18 protein-coding genes and 2 pseudogenes are annotated in these 16,620 nt (G+C 59.1%); 13 read left to right on the top strand and 7 right to left on the bottom strand.

Annotated features, from left to right (window positions below; translation table 11 throughout):
* Positions 1 to 236 precede the first annotated feature (236 nt).
* From RAD16_RS39970 to ku, 3 genes are read right to left on the bottom strand one after another with little or no spacing between them, the layout of a single operon-like run.
* Complete coding sequence (locus tag RAD16_RS39970; RefSeq protein WP_458163513.1) at positions 237 to 848, bottom strand: cell envelope biogenesis protein TolA; 612 nt, start codon at positions 846 to 848, stop codon at positions 237 to 239.
* Between the two features lie 19 nt (positions 849 to 867).
* Complete coding sequence (locus tag RAD16_RS39975) at positions 868 to 1,113, bottom strand: hypothetical protein (protein ID WP_458163515.1); 246 nt, start codon at positions 1,111 to 1,113, stop codon at positions 868 to 870.
* A gap of 16 nt (positions 1,114 to 1,129) precedes the next feature.
* Complete coding sequence (ku, locus tag RAD16_RS39980; RefSeq protein WP_458163517.1) at positions 1,130 to 2,056, bottom strand: non-homologous end joining protein Ku; 927 nt, start codon at positions 2,054 to 2,056, stop codon at positions 1,130 to 1,132.
* A gap of 234 nt (positions 2,057 to 2,290) precedes the next feature.
* Between ku and RAD16_RS39985 the strand changes: the two genes are divergently transcribed.
* Together RAD16_RS39985 and RAD16_RS39990 are read left to right on the top strand one after the other, a co-directional pair.
* Positions 2,291 to 2,506: a hypothetical protein gene (locus RAD16_RS39985; RefSeq protein WP_458163519.1), complete on the top strand. Its 216-nt coding sequence runs from the start codon at positions 2,291 to 2,293 to the stop codon at positions 2,504 to 2,506.
* 101 nt (positions 2,507 to 2,607) lie between these two features.
* Positions 2,608 to 5,964: an AAA family ATPase gene (locus tag RAD16_RS39990; RefSeq protein ID WP_458163521.1), complete on the top strand. Its 3,357-nt coding sequence runs from the start codon at positions 2,608 to 2,610 to the stop codon at positions 5,962 to 5,964.
* Between the two features lie 6 nt (positions 5,965 to 5,970).
* On the opposite strand, the gene RAD16_RS39995 is transcribed toward RAD16_RS39990, so the two are convergent.
* On the bottom strand, positions 5,971 to 7,500 hold the full coding sequence (locus tag RAD16_RS39995; protein ID WP_458163523.1) for a patatin-like phospholipase family protein: 1,530 nt from the start codon (positions 7,498 to 7,500) through the stop codon (positions 5,971 to 5,973).
* 508 nt (positions 7,501 to 8,008) lie between these two features.
* Between RAD16_RS39995 and RAD16_RS40000 the strand changes: the two genes are divergently transcribed.
* From RAD16_RS40000 to RAD16_RS40015, 4 genes are all read left to right on the top strand, one after another.
* On the top strand, positions 8,009 to 8,347 hold the full coding sequence (locus RAD16_RS40000) for a PilZ domain-containing protein (protein ID WP_458163525.1): 339 nt from the start codon (positions 8,009 to 8,011) through the stop codon (positions 8,345 to 8,347).
* Positions 8,348 to 9,306: 959 nt separating this feature from the next.
* A complete protein-coding gene (locus RAD16_RS40005; RefSeq protein ID WP_458163527.1) occupies positions 9,307 to 9,450 on the top strand; it encodes a hypothetical protein in 144 nt (47 codons plus the stop codon).
* A gap of 60 nt (positions 9,451 to 9,510) precedes the next feature.
* Positions 9,511 to 9,726 carry a hypothetical protein gene (locus RAD16_RS40010; RefSeq protein WP_458163529.1) on the top strand — a complete coding sequence of 72 codons (216 nt, stop codon included), beginning with the start codon at positions 9,511 to 9,513 and terminating at the stop codon, positions 9,724 to 9,726.
* Positions 9,727 to 9,786: 60 nt separating this feature from the next.
* Positions 9,787 to 10,122: a DUF6894 family protein gene (locus tag RAD16_RS40015; RefSeq protein WP_458163531.1), complete on the top strand. Its 336-nt coding sequence runs from the start codon at positions 9,787 to 9,789 to the stop codon at positions 10,120 to 10,122.
* Here RAD16_RS40015 and RAD16_RS40020 read toward each other — a convergent pair.
* Positions 10,067 to 10,258, bottom strand: coding sequence for a DUF3606 domain-containing protein (locus RAD16_RS40020; RefSeq protein ID WP_458163544.1), 192 nt, complete (start codon positions 10,256 to 10,258; stop codon positions 10,067 to 10,069). The genes RAD16_RS40015 and RAD16_RS40020 overlap by 56 nt on opposite strands.
* Positions 10,259 to 10,354: 96 nt before the next feature.
* Between RAD16_RS40020 and RAD16_RS40025 the strand changes: the two genes are divergently transcribed.
* The 5 genes and pseudogenes from RAD16_RS40025 to RAD16_RS40045 all read left to right on the top strand — a co-directional run bounded on the left by RAD16_RS40025 (position 10,355) and on the right by RAD16_RS40045 (position 13,135).
* Positions 10,355 to 10,837, top strand: coding sequence for an ATP-dependent DNA ligase (locus RAD16_RS40025; protein ID WP_458163533.1), 483 nt, complete (start codon positions 10,355 to 10,357; stop codon positions 10,835 to 10,837).
* 38 nt (positions 10,838 to 10,875) lie between these two features.
* Positions 10,876 to 11,313 carry an ATP dependent DNA ligase gene (locus tag RAD16_RS40030; protein WP_458163535.1) on the top strand — a complete coding sequence of 146 codons (438 nt, stop codon included), beginning with the start codon at positions 10,876 to 10,878 and terminating at the stop codon, positions 11,311 to 11,313.
* A complete protein-coding gene (locus tag RAD16_RS40035; RefSeq protein ID WP_458163537.1) occupies positions 11,314 to 11,541 on the top strand; it encodes a hypothetical protein in 228 nt (75 codons plus the stop codon).
* Positions 11,538 to 11,903: pseudogene (locus tag RAD16_RS40040) on the top strand (hypothetical protein); the annotation flags it as partial. The gene RAD16_RS40035 and the pseudogene RAD16_RS40040, both read left to right, overlap by 4 nt.
* 431 nt (positions 11,904 to 12,334) lie before the next feature.
* Positions 12,335 to 13,135, top strand: a complete 801-nt coding sequence (locus RAD16_RS40045) for an FkbM family methyltransferase (RefSeq protein ID WP_458163539.1) — start codon at positions 12,335 to 12,337, stop codon at positions 13,133 to 13,135.
* Here RAD16_RS40045 and RAD16_RS40050 read toward each other — a convergent pair.
* Both RAD16_RS40050 and RAD16_RS40055 read right to left on the bottom strand, forming a co-directional pair.
* Positions 13,110 to 13,415: a hypothetical protein gene (locus RAD16_RS40050; protein WP_458163541.1), complete on the bottom strand. Its 306-nt coding sequence runs from the start codon at positions 13,413 to 13,415 to the stop codon at positions 13,110 to 13,112. The two genes, RAD16_RS40045 and RAD16_RS40050, sit on opposite strands and share 26 nt — an antisense overlap.
* Before the next feature lie 424 nt (positions 13,416 to 13,839).
* Entirely contained in the window at positions 13,840 to 14,307 is a 468-nt protein-coding gene (locus RAD16_RS40055; protein WP_458163543.1) for a recombinase family protein, read from the bottom strand.
* Positions 14,308 to 14,529: 222 nt separating this feature from the next.
* Here RAD16_RS40055 and RAD16_RS40060 point away from each other — a divergent pair.
* Positions 14,530 to 14,907: pseudogene (locus tag RAD16_RS40060) on the top strand (phospholipase effector Tle1 domain-containing protein); the annotation flags it as partial.
* A 480-nt stretch (positions 14,908 to 15,387) separates the two neighbouring features.
* Positions 15,388 to 16,041, top strand: coding sequence for a phospholipase effector Tle1 domain-containing protein (locus tag RAD16_RS40065; protein WP_458163546.1), 654 nt, complete (start codon positions 15,388 to 15,390; stop codon positions 16,039 to 16,041).
* Positions 16,042 to 16,620: the final 579 nt, after the last annotated feature.

Here is a 16,620-nt window from a genome sequence, read left to right on the forward strand (position 1 = left end):
CGATGGCCGACCGGAACAGGGGCGAAAAATCAACAGTGCGCATAGCCAGATCCTCCTCGGAGCAAAATGGTTACGAGCGGCACCGGACACGACCGGTGCCCGTCTCAGTGGCGGGACCCGAACGGCACCCCGATCGTCGTACGACGACGCCGAAAAAATTTGGAAGCTGGGGGAAAGTTTCAAGACCCGCGAACACATTTTTTTAGCCAGGAATTGGTTACCCGGCAGCCGACGGCCTATTCCCGGGCCCTCCTGAGGGCCGCGCGCAGGCGCTCTCTTTCCTTCTCCCACCGACCTTCCTCGGCCTGCGCTTGCTTCTCGAGCGCCTCGATCCCGGACTTGGTGGACTCGGCCCTGTCCGCGTGCTCGCGCTCGGCGGCGTCGAGGGCCGCCTGCGCTTTCGCCGTCGCTTTGTCGCGACGCTTCTGCTCCTTTTTGCGGGCCGCCTCTTCCCGCCGGCGCTGCGCCGCTTGGCGCTTCTCCTCCTTCTCGAACGCGACGGCGGCTTTTCTGGCCTCCCGCTCCCCGATCTTGGGCTTCGCCTTCTTCGCGGGCTTCGGCCGTCGCTTCTCGCGCTTGGCCCCGGTCCCTTCGGATCCGAGATCGGAGGGCAGATCGGAATGCTCCGCGAAACTCCCGCTCGACCCGGCGGGCCGCTTGAGGACCACGCCCGGCTTCGACATGGTCGCAGCAACAAGGTCGGAATCGTCGGTCTGCCTGGCGAAGCCCTGGTGAAAGAGATTGCTGCCTGCGCCCCACGCCTCGAGGGCCGCCTTCATCGAGGGTGCAGCGACCACGAGGTCATAGAAGCCAAGAGAGGTCTGGAACGTTTTGAGCTTCCGCGGCATGCCAATAAGACTCGCGGATCTAGCGCCGGCGCGCGACCCAGAGGCCGACCAGGAACGCTGCGAAAAGCGACCGCAGCGGCGCCTTCACCGTCACCTCACGCAAGCGATCGGCCCAACGAATGAGCTCGTCTTGCGAGGACATAGCAAGCGGGCGAGCACTCGGCTCGGTCCCGGCCCAACTGGGGCCGGCAGCCAGCTCTGTGCCATCGTGATCGTTCACCAGGCCAGAGGCCTCCGTCATCGCCGAGGCGTCTTTCATGTCCATGGCGCTACCTCCGCTGTCACGCAGACTTGCGTTGCGGCTTGGCTGCCGCCTTCTTCCCTGACGCTTCCTTTGGCTTCTTGCCGCTGATCGGCATCAGCATTTCCTTCTGGCCGGTGGACGCTTTTTTCGACTTTTTGGCGGGCTTCTTTTGCATCCCGGCCTCGGCCGCCGCGCCACCCACGCTCTTGCGCAGGGCTTCTATCAGGTCGACGACGTTCTCGCCCTTCGGCCGCTCCTTCGGGCGGATGACCTTGCCAGTGCGCTTCTGATTGATCAGGTCCACTAGCGCGGTTTCGTAGTGGTCCTCGAATTTGTCCGGCTCGAAATTGCCAGCCTTCTGATTTACGATGTGCTTGGCCAGGTCGAGCATGTCCTTGGTGACTTTGACGTCCTGGATCTCGTCGAAGTATTCCTTGGGCTCCCGAACTTCGTAGGGGTACCGCAGCAGCGTGCCCATCAGACCCTTGTCCAGCGGCTCCAGGGCAATAATGTGCTCGCGGTTCGTCAGCACCACTCGCCCGATCGCGACCTTATCCATCTCGCGGATGGTCTCGCGAATTACCGCGAACGCGTCGTGGCCGACCTTGCCGTCCGGACGCAGGTAGTAGGGGCGGATCAGATATCGCGGGTCTATGTCGGTCCTGTCGACGAACTCGTCGATCTCGATGGTGCGGGTGGACTCGAGCGCGATCTCCTCGAGCTCCTCTTTCGTCACCTCGATGTATTGGCCCTTATCGAATTCGTAGCCCTTGACGATGTCCTCGTTCGGTACCTCGTCCCCGGTGTCCGCGTCGACCTTCAGATATTTGATCCGGTGGCCGGTCTGTCGGTTCAACTGGTTGAACGAGATCTTCTCGGCCTCCGACGTCGCCGGGTAGAGCGCGACCGGGCAGGTGACCAAGGACAAACGCAGGAAGCCTTTCCAGTTGGCGCGGGGGGCCATGAACGCGGTACTCCGGAACGTTGTTACCCGGATTCAAGACGAAGGAGGCGGCCCGGTTCCGACATCGAGCTCAAAGCCTCGTTCGCCACACCGCTTGTTCTTGCTGCGTTCACGGCCTAGTAAACGGCGGCCACGACCACCCTCACCCGCCGGCGCGCCGACGATCCAAACCTTGAGACTTGGCACATCTACTTCGGCGATGTGCGCATCGGCACGATCGGCTTATGCGTTGGCGTGCCAACCGACGGGGATCAGTGGACCTGGAGCATCGGCTTTTATCCCGGCACCGAGCCCAGCCTGCACCGGGGCGCCTCGACGACGACGCTCGAGGATGCTCGTACGGCCTTCAACCGCGCCGGGCAGCAGTTCACCACCAAGCTCACCGAAGAGAATTGCGAGGGGTGGCGTCGCGACCGCGACTTCCATGCGTGGAAACATCGCATGTGGTAACATTGGGCGAGCAGTCCGGCGATCGGCGCTTCCGTCGACAGATGTGCCTTCGCAAAGCTCTCCCATGTGCTATTCTGAATTGTATAAGCCATAGGTATACCATGGCAGGTATCGCAGAGTGGCTAGCATCGATCGGTTTGGGCGAGTACGCCGTGCGATTCCGCGAGAACGCCATCGACCTCTCGGTCGTTCGAGATCTCACGGAGCAGGATCTAAAGGACCTGGGCGTCCTGCTTGGGCACCGACGCAAGATGCTGCGCGCGATCGTAGAACTTCAGGGAGAGGTTCCGCGAACACCTCGAACGGTCACCACGCCGTCGTCGGCGAACAACGCCGGGCGGCGTCAACTTACAGTCATGTTTTGCGATTTGGTCGGCTCGTCAGCACTTTCGGCGCGCCTTGATCTGGAGGACTTGCGGGCCGTAATGGGCGCCTATCACCGCTGCATCGCAGAGGTTGTCGCCCACAATGAGGGCGTTATCGCGCGGTACATGGGAGATGGCGTTCTCGCCTATTTCGGCTATCCCCAGGCGCACGAGGATGATGCCGAACAGGCGACACGCGCCGGGCTGGCGCTGGTCGATGCCGTGGCCAAGCTCCGGACAGAGCCCGCCACCGAGCTACAGATTCGCGTTGGCATCGCTACCGGTATGGTGGTCGTGGGCGATCTGACCGGCGAAGGCGCGGCTCAAGAGCAGGCCGTCATTGGCGAGACGCCGAACTTGGCTGCGCGCCTGCAGACGTTCGCCAATCCCGGTACCGTGCTGATCTCCGAGAGTACGCACCGGCTCACTGATGGGCACTTCGAATTCCGCAATCTCGGTCCTGTCGAGCTTAAGGGATGGACGGAGCCAGTACCAGCCTGGCAGGTCCTGGGAACGACCGAAGTGGATAGCCGTTTCGAGGCACAGCACAAAACCCGATTGGCGCCACCAATTGGGCGTGACGAGGAAATCGAGATGCTGTTGCGTCGCTGGCACCACGCCAGGCGTGGCGAAGGTTGCGCGGTGATGCTCACCGGAGAGCCCGGTATCGGCAAGTCGCATGTTGCCCTGGCGCTTGACGAGCGACTCCACGACCAACCGCACATCACGGTGCGGCAATTCTGCTCGGCGCACCACACTAACAGTGCGCTGTATCCATTCATCCGTCAGCTCGAACGCGCTGCCCGGCTCGAGCGGAGCGACCCGGCAGCAGAGAAGTTCGCCAAGCTTGAAGCTCTGCTGGTTCGGTCAGGCGCTGATGCCGACCGCGTAGTGCTACCTCTGGCCAACCTTCTATCCCTTCCACCCAGTAACCGCTACCGTATGCCAGAGCTGAGCCCGCAGAAGCGCAAGGAGCTAACGTTGGCGGCGTTTTTGTCCCAGCTGACTAGCTTGGCGGCGCGACAGCCGGTGTTCGTCATTGTTGAGGATGTCCATTGGGCGGATCCGACGTCGCTGGAGCTGCTCACAATAACCTTGGAACAGGTGCCGCAGCTTCGGGTGTTGCTGCTCATCACCGCGAGGCCAGAGTTCACCCCCCCCTGGCCAGCGCATCCGCATGTGACGACGATTTCGCTCACGCGGCTGAACAGGCGTAACGGAACGGAGTTAATCGAGCGCGTCACTGCCGGCAAGACGCTCCCGAAAGAGGTAACGGAGCAGATTCTCGCCCGCACCGATGGCGTGCCCTTGTTCGTGGAGGAACTGACCAAGACTGTGCTCGAAACCGGGCTGTTGCATGAGCAAGACGATCACTACGTCCTCAACAGTCCTCTGCCCTCAATGGCCATTCCGACCACACTTCACGCATCGCTGATGGCAAGACTCGATCGTTTGGCTCCGGTGAGGGAGGTGGCCCAGATCGGCGCTGTGGTGGGTCGCGAGTTCTCCTACGAACTGCTGAGTACCGTAGCCGGGCTGTCAAAAGAGAGACTTGAGGAGGCACTTGCTCAGTTGGTTCGGTCGGAGTTGATATTCTGCCGGGGCGAGATACCTCAGGCGGTCTATACCTTCAGGCACGCGCTTGTGCGGGACGCTGCGTACTCGGGACTCCTGAAGAGCCGACGCGCAGCGCTACATGCCGCGATCGCGGACGCCTTCGAGCAACGGTTCCCGGAAGTCGTGGAGACTCAACCCGAAACTCTCGCGCATCATCTGACGGAGGCCGGGCTGTTTCAAAAGGCGGAGACATATTGGCTGCAGGCAGGCAAGAAGGCCGCAATGCGCTCGGCCAACCTGGAGGCCATCGCACACTTGCAACGAGGTATCGAGGCCTCGGGCCATCTGCCCGACAGTGCGCGAAAGGACAGCTTGGAACTTGCCTTCCAGTTCGCTCTCGGGCCCTGCCTGATCGCTACGCAAGGGCCAGCCTCGAACAAGGCGATGGCAACCTTTGCCCGCGCGCGAGATCTGTGCGAGCGCCTGGAAGACCCTCCCGAGCAACTCCAGGTGATGTTCTGGTTGACCACCGCGAGCGTAATGCGCGGCGAGTTGCCGGTCGCCGAGGAAACGATCGCGGCCCTGCTCCAGCTCGCCGAAGCGCGCGGCGATCGGCCGGCGTTGCTCAACGCGATGCGCGGGCAGGCAATGATCCGCCTCTTCATGGGACACCTCACCGGTGCCCATGAAACAATTGGACGCGCCTTCGAAGCGTTCGAGGCGAGCAGCGAGGACGACAGGCTGGCGGCGCGTTCGGCCGGCCAGGATGCCGGCGTGGCGGACCTGGCGCTGATGTCGTGGGCGCTCTGGCTGCTCGGCCACTCCGATACGGCAATTGTGCGAATGGACGCTGCCATTCAGCGCGCCGACGCTATAAGTCATCCGCATTCGCAGGCGTATGCCTGTTACTACGCGTGCATTCTTCATGCCCTTCGCGGCGAGTTCCTTGTCGCGCAAGGTCATGCCGAACGTTGCATCGCTCTTTCCGAGGAACATGGATTCCGGCAATGGCGCCTGGCGCGCGCCCTTCGGGGCATATGCGTGGCTTCGCTCGATCCTTCACCCAGCGCACTCGGGGAGATCGGTGCCGCGTTGGACGAATATCGCAGCGCCGGTTATCAGCTGGCCATCACCGCGCTCGACGTGTTGTTGTGTCCACCATTGGTGAATAGTCACGACTTCGAAGCCGCGCTGGAATTGATCGAGCACGGCCTAGCTACGACCAACCGCAACAGCGAACGAATTCTAGAAGCCGAACTGTATCGTCTGAAGGCACGGGTGCTGGTCGCCCGCGGCAGACGGGGCGTCGAAGCCGAGGCGCAGGCGCTGCTCGACCGGGCATTGAGCACAGCAAGAAGCCAACACGCCAGGACGCTTGAGCTCCGCGCCGCAACGGACCAAGCCGCTCTTTGGATCGATCAGGGAAGACGCGATGAAGCGCTCAACTTCCTCGCGCCGATCTACGCCTCGTTCACCGAGGGCTTCGACACGCAGGATCTAAAGCAGGCAAAGGCTTTGCTCGACCGGTTGCGGTGACACGAATTACAGCTGCTCCAAACGGGAGGCTGGCGCACCAAGCCGGTCGTAGATCGCTTTCACCTGGGGGACGCGTAGAGCGAAATCGGGAAAAGGAATGGCGCCTATCGGATATTTTCCAGTCTCTGCCGACTCGACTTCTTTTCCAGACCCGGCATCAACCCACGATTCCATTCTTTCTAACCAACGCTTCTGATCGCGCGTGCCCTTCGCTTCGGCAATCGCGATTGCCAGCCGCTCCCTATCGATATGCCGCCCCTTTTTGTCGTCCTTCCTCTCGTTTATGAACCGAACTCTTTCGTTTTCGGCGAAAGGCTTTTTATCCCTCGCTTGATACGCGGCGATTGCTTCCTCCGCCGCCTTTCTTCCTAGCGTCCGTCCCTTATCCAGATTGCTATGATTCCACTTGAAATTAATGCCCGCCGGCACGTGAATCTCAACGACCGTACCTGTCCATGGCTTCTTCCCAGGTGCGGGCTTGTCATACTGGACGTGATATTTGAACAAGTTGACGTCATCCTCACCGACGGTTGCTGCAAACAGCTGGCAGAGATTTGCCAGGGCATCATGAAGGTTGTCCGGCTTGCGGACTTGCTTCGCATCGACTATCCGCATCACCCAAATCTCGTCAGGATCCTCCTCGTCTATCAAGCTTTCGAAATTGACGGTGTCGACCAGCGCTCCTTCGCAGTACGTGTCGCCATCGATCTTTACAGTTTCCTCGATGAAGGGAAGCGCCGAACATGCGCACAAAGTTGATGCATCGATGGGCCCCTGATAAAACCTATCGCGCATAGGACGATTTGAAAACAGCGCGAGTTCCTGCTTATCAAGATTCCACGCATTGTGAAAAATAAACGGCTTCTTCTCTTTCTCCTCTCCTTCCTTCCCTCCCTTCTTTTTGTCGAATAGGTTTTCGAATTTGATGCGCTTCATAAATTCGCTGTTCGGATAGTTTATCCTTGAAAGTCCGGTGACGTTGGACAAGTACATCATGGACGTTAGATAGCGAATCAAGGGATTCGGGGCCATCCCGTGATTGAGAATCCATCCATTGATATCTCCCTCGTCCAATTTGTCGTATTTCTTCTTCCCATCACTGTCCCTCATGCGATTGAGCAGGAGCGACATGGATTCCTGAAACGAATCCACCATTCTGTACGGGTCCCATACAAAATCTTTGTAATTATCGGAATCAGTTACGAACTTACTTAAAGCTTTCATGTTGGCGCGCCAATCGGGCCCGAACACCGTATTGATCGGAAAGCGCTCATAGCTTTCGTCGTCTCGAAACACGCCATTCTTGAAGAATTGATAGGTTTGTTTGGCCCTGTCTTCGTCGTCATCGAATTGATTGTAGACGATTCCAACCCACGCGCCGATGCAGGACAATGCCCATACATCAAAGGTCATACCGGCAGCGGCAAAAGCTTCCAGAGCCCCGATGTGCAGCCCTGCTGCTGGTCCACCACCGCCGAGCGTAATCGCTCTCTTCACTGGTCCACCACCGCCGAGCGTAGTCGCTCTCTTCGCCATTGGTCCCTCCATCTAATTTATCGTGTGGGTTATTCTCCGATCAGGTTTCTGAGTTGCGTGAAGAGGAGATTAATCGTTTTTGGGGTCATTGGAAAGCGCGGCGGCGTCGATGGTCGACGCTTTTCTCGGACCTGCCGATCGCACTAGCGCACATCCACTAGTAGCCGACAACGCCAGAGCCGCGGCCGCTCGTCGCCATCGAGCGGCTGTCGGGATCGTTCCGGTCTATCGGCCGAGAGTGGCTGCAAAGGTGCTCTCTCGGTGGCGAGGCAGCCCCCAGCTTCGAAGGCAGGAACATCCGCTTGTAGTAAGGTCGGCGGCAAGCCGCTCGAATTGACCACCAACTCCCATTCAATTTTAACAAGACAACAACACTGCTTGTTAGCGGAAGCCGCGCAGATCAACGTGCAGGAATTGCCGTTTTCGGGAAGCTGACTTCGTAAATTGCGATCGCGACCGCTGCGATCATTCTATTGGGAAGTTACCATTTCATTTGGAGCACCTCGCCATGATCGAACGTCGTGCAACGAAGCGGATACCGATCAACCGGGCGGCCCGGCTGTCGTTTGGTGAAATTCCTGGGACTCATACATGCCTGGTGCGCGATATCAGCGCCTTGGGTGCCTGTATCTCCACGCCCTACTACATATTTGCCAAAGAATTTTTGCTGTCGTTCGACGGCCATTCCGGAATTTTCATCTGCAGCGTCGTGTGGAGAAGGGAGACGCTATGCGGGGTTTCCTTCCTCCTGCACCGTCGCTCGCCGAAATCGGCGAACGATTCCGGCGCGCCCACAAATATGGTGCGACTTGATCGCCAGATCGTGCGCCGCGACGGGCGTCTTTAGCTTGGAGTTGTTAGCCGAACTCCTATCTGAAGCTGACGCCGCCGGGTCAGGGCCTGTTCAGCAAGTAAGGAACCGCGAAACGAAAGCCCCGCCCCCGTCGAAGCGGCGTCCTATGGCGAGCTCTGAGGTTCTCCTGCCGAGCCGGAGAGAATGCGGTATGCCCGTTCCGCCTGCTCCTTCGTCAAATTGGCCGCCACGTCGGTTCCGATGAGCGCCGGGCCCCTGCGATTGCGGTCGTAAACCATCCAACCAGTACCGCCCATTCGAACGAGAAATCTGTTCGAGGGCAGTGCGCTGTCAATCATCTCGCCTCCTGCCTAAACAAAGTTGCTCCTTCTGTAAGTAGGATATTGCCCTTGCTTGGTTCAATCATACGTTGCATGCGTGAGGAGCTTGACTCCTCACGATGGGAAAGGCCGCTAGGCCCGCGCGTGTTGATCTTCTAATTAAGTCATGAAGCGCAGCACGGAGATTCTGTCTCGGCGCAAACTAAACCATGGCGTTCTCTCGACATCTCGCGACCGCTACACGACACTTGCACTGTTCGAGTTGGTCCTTGATCGGTCGGGCAGTGCAAAACGTCTCTGAGTGGTTATCAATGATCGTCCTTACGTGGCCGCTAAAGCTTCAAGTTCAGCCCTCCAAACGAAAATTTCTTGGCGGCGTCGTCTTTAGCCGCTGGCTGACGGTAACGACGTCCCAGTTGCGAGACTTCCGCGGAGTTCATTAGCGCCCTGCACCATGACAGCTGCAGCCGCGGACGGCGGCAAACAAGAGGCCCCGCCGACTCACGCTGCCTTGCTGCTACGATTCGACTCCTAAGCGGCCGGTTGCCGCCGACTTGCAAGGTCGGCGGGTTTTTGTTGTGTCTCGACTCACTTTTTTTAAGGACAAGGCGCCATGATCGACCCTAGGGAACGACCTCGCTTTGACGGCGTTCCCGATCTGGCAAGGGTCCCATGTTCGACTTCGATCTGTTTTCCAAACGCGAATGGGCCGCAATGGTCGTGGCATTTTTAGCCGTGACCGCGCTCAGCCTATATGGGCTTTTCTCGTTTCTCGATTATCTGACGCCCCATCTGGGGGCGATGAATTATGGATAAATGCGCCCATATTTGACCCCTAAGTTGAATTGGGTGTCCTAATTTCCGCTAGAGTACAGAATGGATCGCGCCATGCTTCAAGATCACCTAGCTATTGCTGAACGCCACATTTCTGAGGGCGCGGAACATCTCGCGCGGCAGCAAGAGTTGATCGACCGGCTGGCGAACCACAATCACGACACGAGCGGCGCGCTAGCGGTCCTCCGGACAATGCGGGAGACGCAGGCTATCCACATCGCGGATAGAGACCGCATCATGCAGGAGCTGGAGCGGTAGCTTTGGAACGAAGCCCCTCCAATTACTTATGATAATTTTCGGGTCGCGAGCTTCGCAGAAATGTCCCGCTATTACTTCGACCTGCTCGACGACGACATGGTAGCTCCTGACGAAGAAGGACTAGAACTATCCGACCTTAGAAAGGTGCAAGCGGAGGCAGCGAAGTCGCTGGCCGACATGGCTCGGGACGCTGTTGAAACTTATCCCGCAGGTCGATGCCATCAAATGGCAATCGAAGTTCGCGATGAGACCGGGCCTGTGATGCGCGTCAGATTCAGCTTCGAAGTTCAACGATTGAAGCGGCAAGGCCGCCTCGCGGGCGGCCTTGTCGCGTTTGGTCTCACTTGGACCGCAGTCGCTTCTCGACCCGCTTTCGGCTGCTCCCGACTTTCTTGACCGCTTTCTTCACGGCCGGCGCCGAGCGGCCGGTCTTCTTTGCCTCGTAACGCACTTCATAGTCCTGGCCGCCCGCAACGCGAGCGCGGTTCTGTTTGCGGCCGCGGGCCGTCTGCTTCTTCGCTTTTTTCGCCATGTCCGTTGTGACCTCCATTGCAGAAAACGCGATCGGATTCACAAGGTTCCCGTCGGAATAGGCGACGCGCGCCAGGACGGAACGAATCGCCGCCGAATGATTCGAATCCGAAGTGATGTTGCGTTGGAGTTGCTCAGTGGCGTTGCGTCGCGAGAAGCGGAAGGCGATCGGGATCAAGGCCCCTTTCCCGGCTTCATCGAGCCCGTGCTGGCCGAGCAGGTCGACCGCGTCCTGCGCGGCGACCGCTGGGTTCACGAGATCAAGTTCGACGGCTACCGCGGTCAGCTCCACATTGCCAATCACGACATCAAAATCTTCACCCGACGCGGCCTCGACTGGACGAAGCGCTTCCGCAAGGTTGCGAATGATGCCGACCTGATCACCGCCAAGTCCGCCATTATTGATGGCGAGATCGTCGTGCCAGGCGAAGGCGGCAAGACCGACTTCGCCATCTTGCAAAAGGGCCTGACCGGCAAGGCCGACAATCTCAAGATGATCGCGTTCGATCTTCTGTATCTTGACGGTCGCGACCTTCGGCAACTCCGCTGGTCGAGCGCAAGGCCGCGCTCCAGGATCTGATCGCCGGAACCCCGATCGAATACAGCGATCACTTCGACATGGACGGCGCCGAACTCTTTCGCCGGGCCTGCGCCGGCGAGCTCGAGGGCGTCGTCTCCAAGATCGCCGACTCACCCTATGGCGGCGTGCGCGGAAATCACTGGGTCAAGACGACGTGCGCGCATCGGGAGACGATCGCGATCGCGGGATACAAGATCAAGGATAACCGGTTCGACGGCATCTATGTTGGCCGGCAGAACGGGGACGAGCTGGTCTATGCCGGCAAGGTCGAGCACGGGTTTGGGGATGCGGCGGTGGAGGACTTGCAGCACCGACTGAAAGCGCTAGTGCGCAAAACGCAACCCTTCACCAGACGCATCCCGAACAGCGGCATTTGGGTCGAGCCGCGCTTGGCTGCCGAAATCGAATACCGCACCAGGTCGGCCAACGGCCGTCTGCGGCATCCTTTTTTCAAAGGCGTCAGGGAGGATCTCTGAATGACCAAGGACGCATTCGATCCATGGTGGGAATGGGCGCGGAAGCGAGTCGACAGTGATCTTACGATTCCTGCGAAGATCCATGACGCGGTGATGATCCTGGCACCGGAAGAGCGGTGCGACCGTGCGATCGTCAACGAGACAGTTCGAACGGGGCAGAGCCCGCTAAGGCCGGCCGGCAGTGCAGACCGGTACGGCGTGCCGCTGGCCGAGGATGAACCGGAATGACCAGGACCCACGCACCTTCGATCGTCCCGCTCGATCGGCTCGACCGCGACATCTATCTGGTGCTCGAAGACTTCGGTGCCCGTGCCGGATGCGCCTGGCGGGAAACCGATGATGCCGACACGGACCTGGAAACCGTGATCCGAAACATCATCAGCGGCGAATACACCTACCCCGCGCGAATTGTCGCGTTCAACGCTATCGAAGGCTGGAGCCGCGACGCGACGTCAGAGGTTGCAGATGCCGTGGCGCAGTGTGTGATCGACACAGATGCCGAATTCTCGCCCGCGTTAAAGGCGTTCATCGCTGCCAACAGCTCGCGGCCCTTCAACGTGCAGCTGTCTCTTCCCCTGCCCGGCAGGGCAATCGCATATGGAAGAAAATTCGGAGAACCCGACGGAAAACGAGGCAGATGTTCGCGATCCGATTCCGCTTCGTTCGCGATTCCGTCGCGAGCGGTTCTCCAAGGTCATATGCGATTGCCCTGCCCTGCCCGGGGAGGCCCGATCGCCAACCAATTCTTAGAAACAGTTATGGAATTTTTCTGCCGCACGCCTATCCCGCGTTCCGCGCGCGACTAGGACTCAACCATGCCCGCAATCGAACTTCTGCGGGGCATGCGCTAACGGCATCGCCTCGGCCAGCGGCTTGAAAGCGGCGCGGCCAAGTTCGGACTATTCCCTCGCGGCCACAGGCGCGCGAGCGCTTGGCCGAAAGTCGCATCCCCACCAGAAATAGCGGTAGACGATACCACAACTTATGCGGTAGCGTTCCTGCTTTATGCTGGGGAAAGCGTTTGCAGAAGCTATTTGAGATTACGGCCGACCGTTCGCCGATCGAGCGGATCGCATCCCGATATGAAGATGCCCGCTTTCTGATGCGCTCACTGCGCTACCGCTTCAGAACGGAACGTCTTCAACTCAAAACGCTTGCCAGGCTTCGTCTGACGGGAGCGACAGTGCTCGATATCGGCGCAAACAAGGGCATTTATGCCTTTTGGTTGGCGCGTGCCGTGGGACCGGCGGGAAAGGTTCTTGCCTTCGATCCGCAGCCGGAGATGATCGACTATATCGCCGTTCGGCGGGCGCAATTCGGGTGGCAAAATATCCTGCCCGTCAACGTCGCACTTTCGAACGATGAGGGCGTTGCCAAGCTATCGCGTAAGAGAGCTGGCGATGGAAGCGCATCATTGTCGCGAACCATTGGGACCACTCTGTCTGTACCGACCAAAAGGCTCGACAGTTTCAACGACCTTTCAAACCTCAAGTACATCAAGTGCGATGTCGAGGGCCACGAGCTCAACGTCTCCCGCGGAGCAGAGCTGACAATACGGCGGTTTCGGCCGGTCATTCAATTCGAGTCCACCCCTCCGGAGGACGTCGAGTTGTTTCGATTCTTCGAGGGACTAGGATATTCGGGGATCATGTTCCTCGGCGACCGCTATCTGCCCTGTTCGAACCCAGAGCAAGTGCCGCACTACAAGTTCGGTCTCGGCGGCCATCGCGATTTCCTTTTCTTTCGGCCCGAGGCCCTTGGAAGCATCATTCCCGAGAATATCTTCAGCCGATTCCCTAAAGCATCCTTCGCCAGCGGATAGGTTTCGGCATAGGGCTGGTCGGGCCGACCGAGCCTGATGGTGATGGGCGGCTGTCGATCGCATAGCATAGCTGCAGGAAGTCGTATTCCGCGTCGACGCTGTTGATCTTGAGGTTACCGGTGCCGGTGGTGAAGCGGCCAATATCGCCCTGCATGATCGAGCGCGTGAATTGGAAGCTCTGCAGCACGCCGCGAAACGACTGGTTCGGCGGGGTATCGGTGGCATAGCCAGCCGCGGTCGTAACGTAGATCTTCAGCGTGATCTCCGCCGACAGATCCATTACCATTTCGAAATAAGCGCGATTTCAGCGAGCAACCCAGCGCCCCGCTTTTTCACCAGCCCTCTCGGGTCGAAAGCCGCCGCGTCTCGTCGAGCGACTTCAGGAATTCCGGTGGGTCACGCATGTCGCTGAAATACCTAGGCCGCTCGGCTACCACGACAATCTGACCGCAGCAAAGTCGGACTACCGCGTCGCACTTGTTTTTGAGCAGCCGACTCATATCTGTCGGGCATCATGAAACTCACCACCATTCAGGATCAGGCCATCCAGGCACGTATGGCTGGCCTCGTCGGCGCGGACGTATTTGATCGTCTATTCGTCGGCATCCACTTCGACGAAATGTACGACACTATGCTTTACGCATTCGTCGAGGACGAAGCGAAGGCAGCAGAGATCGAGGACGAATTCTCTCTACACATCGCCGCTATTGCATCAACCTTCTTGGAAAGCTGCCGGCTGAAGTCAGCGGCATTGAACCGCTTATTGTTCTTGAGCATGAACGAAGCGAGGCTGCCATCGTTTTCGAATTCATCGGCACAGTAATGCCGGCCCGCTGGCACATGAACTCGTAATAGGCACTTTCGTCGAGATTCTGAAAACGGCCCCAGCGCGTAACGTCGTAGACGAGCACGCAGTCAAACTCCGCGTGCCCCGACTCAACATCGGCAATCAGGGCCTTGAGGCCATCGCGCCAGTGAATGGCAAGGCCACTGAGACCTTCGTCGGCATAGGTGCGGACGATGGTAATATTGCGATCTCTGGCGTAGGCCGCGATCACCTCAGCCTGGTTCGCCGTCGAGTAACGCTGACTGTCTCGGGACATGCGGACATACTGTGCCGCCCGGGTGGGTAGCACGGAACGACCGGACGCAATCGGTATCTCGTAGGACACGACCGCACCTCGCCACGGGTCGAGCACCGCCGATCCGGGCCTGAGGATAAGCGGCAATACCGATCAAGCCGTTTACGGGACCGCGGCGAGTTGAAGCTTAGATGACTCAAAATGCGACGGCCCTGACCACACGCGGGTTGTGCGCAAGTGGTCAACTCACATTTCGACCCCTGCAATCTGTGGTACAGATTGGCCTTTGGCGCACTTGGGGGATGGTGTGCAATGCCGAAGAATATCGTGATCTTTTCCGACGGCACAGGCCAGGCTGGCGTCATCAATTTCGACGAAGCCCGGACGAATGTTTACAAGCTCTATCGCGCCTGCCGGGTCGGCCCAGACACGAAGGTCGAACCATCCAAACAGGTGGCCTTCTACGACGCCGGTCTTGGTTCGGCGTCCGACGGCGGCCACTTCAAGATCGGTTGGATGCGGTGGCTCTAAAACCTCGCCAGTATGGCGACGGGCCTTGGGATCACCCGGAACATTGTCGACTGCTATGCCGCGATCATCGCCCTGTATGAGGAAGGCGATTGGATATTTCTGATCGGCTTCAGCCGCGGCGCCTACACGGTCCGATCGGTTGCCGGCGTCATGAGCTATTGCGGCGTCCCGCGCCACATGCCGGACGGCTCGCCCCTGCGCCGCGACCCAAAGAGCATCCACAAGCTGGCCGAGCACGCCGTCAAGGATGTCTATCAATTTTGCCCATCGTACTCGCGCAAGATTGTGGGGTACCGCCAATTCCTGCTGGAGACGCGCGACGCCATCGCCGCCCAATTCAGACAGCAGCGGCAGCACAATCACCGTCAACGGCGCCGAGCACGCGAACGTCTTTCCCTACTTCATCGGGGTGTTCGATACCGTCACCGCCCTCGGCCACAAATATTTGGGCGCGGCGCTCGTGACCTCCGGCATTGCGTTACTACTCGGGCTTCATTGGCTCGGTGGCGTCCTTCATCCGATCTTTCCATGGGCTGGATGGGGGCCCGGCTTCTGAGTTACCTCGGCGTCGCCACAGCGCTGATCGTCTTTCTCATGAACTATCTTAAGATCGCTCCGGATCTGCCCGGCTATGGGTTCATGAAGCGCCTCCGGACGGTGCATTTCGCCCCGCCGAAGCACAAATTCTACGACACAACCCTCAATCCCAATGTCGGCTACGCCAAGCATGCGATCTCCATTGACGAGAACCGCGCCGACTTCAAGCGCGTCGGCTGGTCCCCGACAGCCGAGAAGCAGGACCAACGCGACGCGCACGGCAATCTTTACTTCGAACAGGTCTGGTTTCCGGGGGTGCACGCCGACGTCGGCGGCGGCTATATCGAAAATGATGCTCGGCTCTCGGACGTCGCGCTGAACTGGTTGCTTGCCGGAGCTTCGCTCATTCCGGACGGGCTGAAACACGACGGCAGTGTGCTACGGCTGTCGCCCGATCCCGCGGGCCCCCAACACAATGAGCAGGCGGGCGGCTTCCTCAAGGCCGGAGTTCGTGACCTGCCGATCGATCCCGAGACGGAAGAATCGAGATCACCGATGCACAAGTCGGTCTATCGGCGTTTCGAGGCCGCGTCCGTTCTTCTTTACGATCGCATGGCGGCCTACCGCCCGGACAACATGAGGGTCCACGTCGACTTCAAGCGCTATTTCGACGGAAGCACCTCGCAACCGAACCAATGCGTCGCCGATGACATTGAACAGAAGTGGGAGAATGCAGGCTATGTGGGGCGGCTTTAAGCGAGTAGCCCGAGTCTCCGCCGCGTTGACGCAGATCACAATGCCGAGATTGGACTGGCCGAACGGCCGCTAAAAACACCGTTTGAAAAACCGTTTTAGTTCGGCTCTCTCAAACGGTTTCTCTCGCTAAGGTCTTGATTTGTATGGTGGGCGCACCAGGGCTCGAACCTGGGGCCCGCTGATTAAGAGTCAGCTGGTCTTGTCCGCATCAGATCGAACTCGGCGTGGCAGCAAATCGCGAGTTGGCCGATACGGCGAATCCTTGAAAGAGAAGGGATTAAGTGAAGAAACCGATCTTCACTTGGTCGCGCGCTTCCCTTCAGAAGATTGCTTCTCAGCAAGGATTCGTTTTCCGGTGGAAACAAGAGCTACGTTGCTACCGTTTTGCTACGGGAACGCTTCGCACATTGGGGCTGCGGCCTTCAACCCAGCTAACCTGCTGATAAGACGGGTTGAGCGGCCCGAGACATAGGTGACAGAACGTACCGGACACATGGGTTACACTTTCCGCTTTTGTTCTGCGGGAGGTGTGGATGCCGTGGAGAGCGAGTTCGGTCATGGAAGAACGCCTTCGCTTTG

Source organism: Bradyrhizobium sp. 18BD (genome assembly GCF_054185225.1).

Bases quoted from the DNA above. Each gene is read 5' to 3' on its own strand.
- RAD16_RS40065 (WP_458163546.1), top strand. From the start codon at position 15,388: ATGAAGCGCCTCCGGACGGTGCATTTCGCCCCGCCGAAGCACAAATTC.
- RAD16_RS39995 (WP_458163523.1), bottom strand. From the start codon at position 7,500: ATGGCGAAGAGAGCGACTACGCTCGGCGGTGGTGGACCAGTGAAGAGA.
- RAD16_RS40035 (WP_458163537.1), top strand. From the start codon at position 11,314: ATGACCAAGGACGCATTCGATCCATGGTGGGAATGGGCGCGGAAGCGA.
- RAD16_RS40025 (WP_458163533.1), top strand. From the start codon at position 10,355: ATGATTCGAATCCGAAGTGATGTTGCGTTGGAGTTGCTCAGTGGCGTT.
- RAD16_RS39975 (WP_458163515.1), bottom strand. From the start codon at position 1,113: ATGGACATGAAAGACGCCTCGGCGATGACGGAGGCCTCTGGCCTGGTG.
- ku (WP_458163517.1), bottom strand. From the start codon at position 2,056: ATGGCCCCCCGCGCCAACTGGAAAGGCTTCCTGCGTTTGTCCTTGGTC.
- RAD16_RS40020 (WP_458163544.1), bottom strand. From the start codon at position 10,258: ATGGCGAAAAAAGCGAAGAAGCAGACGGCCCGCGGCCGCAAACAGAAC.
- RAD16_RS40015 (WP_458163531.1), top strand. From the start codon at position 9,787: ATGTCCCGCTATTACTTCGACCTGCTCGACGACGACATGGTAGCTCCT.
- RAD16_RS40005 (WP_458163527.1), top strand. From the start codon at position 9,307: ATGTTCGACTTCGATCTGTTTTCCAAACGCGAATGGGCCGCAATGGTC.
- RAD16_RS39990 (WP_458163521.1), top strand. From the start codon at position 2,608: ATGGCAGGTATCGCAGAGTGGCTAGCATCGATCGGTTTGGGCGAGTAC.
- RAD16_RS40050 (WP_458163541.1), bottom strand. From the start codon at position 13,415: ATGGATCTGTCGGCGGAGATCACGCTGAAGATCTACGTTACGACCGCG.
- RAD16_RS40010 (WP_458163529.1), top strand. From the start codon at position 9,511: ATGGATCGCGCCATGCTTCAAGATCACCTAGCTATTGCTGAACGCCAC.
- RAD16_RS40030 (WP_458163535.1), top strand. From the start codon at position 10,876: ATGGACGGCGCCGAACTCTTTCGCCGGGCCTGCGCCGGCGAGCTCGAG.
- RAD16_RS40000 (WP_458163525.1), top strand. From the start codon at position 8,009: ATGATCGAACGTCGTGCAACGAAGCGGATACCGATCAACCGGGCGGCC.
- RAD16_RS39970 (WP_458163513.1), bottom strand. From the start codon at position 848: ATGCCGCGGAAGCTCAAAACGTTCCAGACCTCTCTTGGCTTCTATGAC.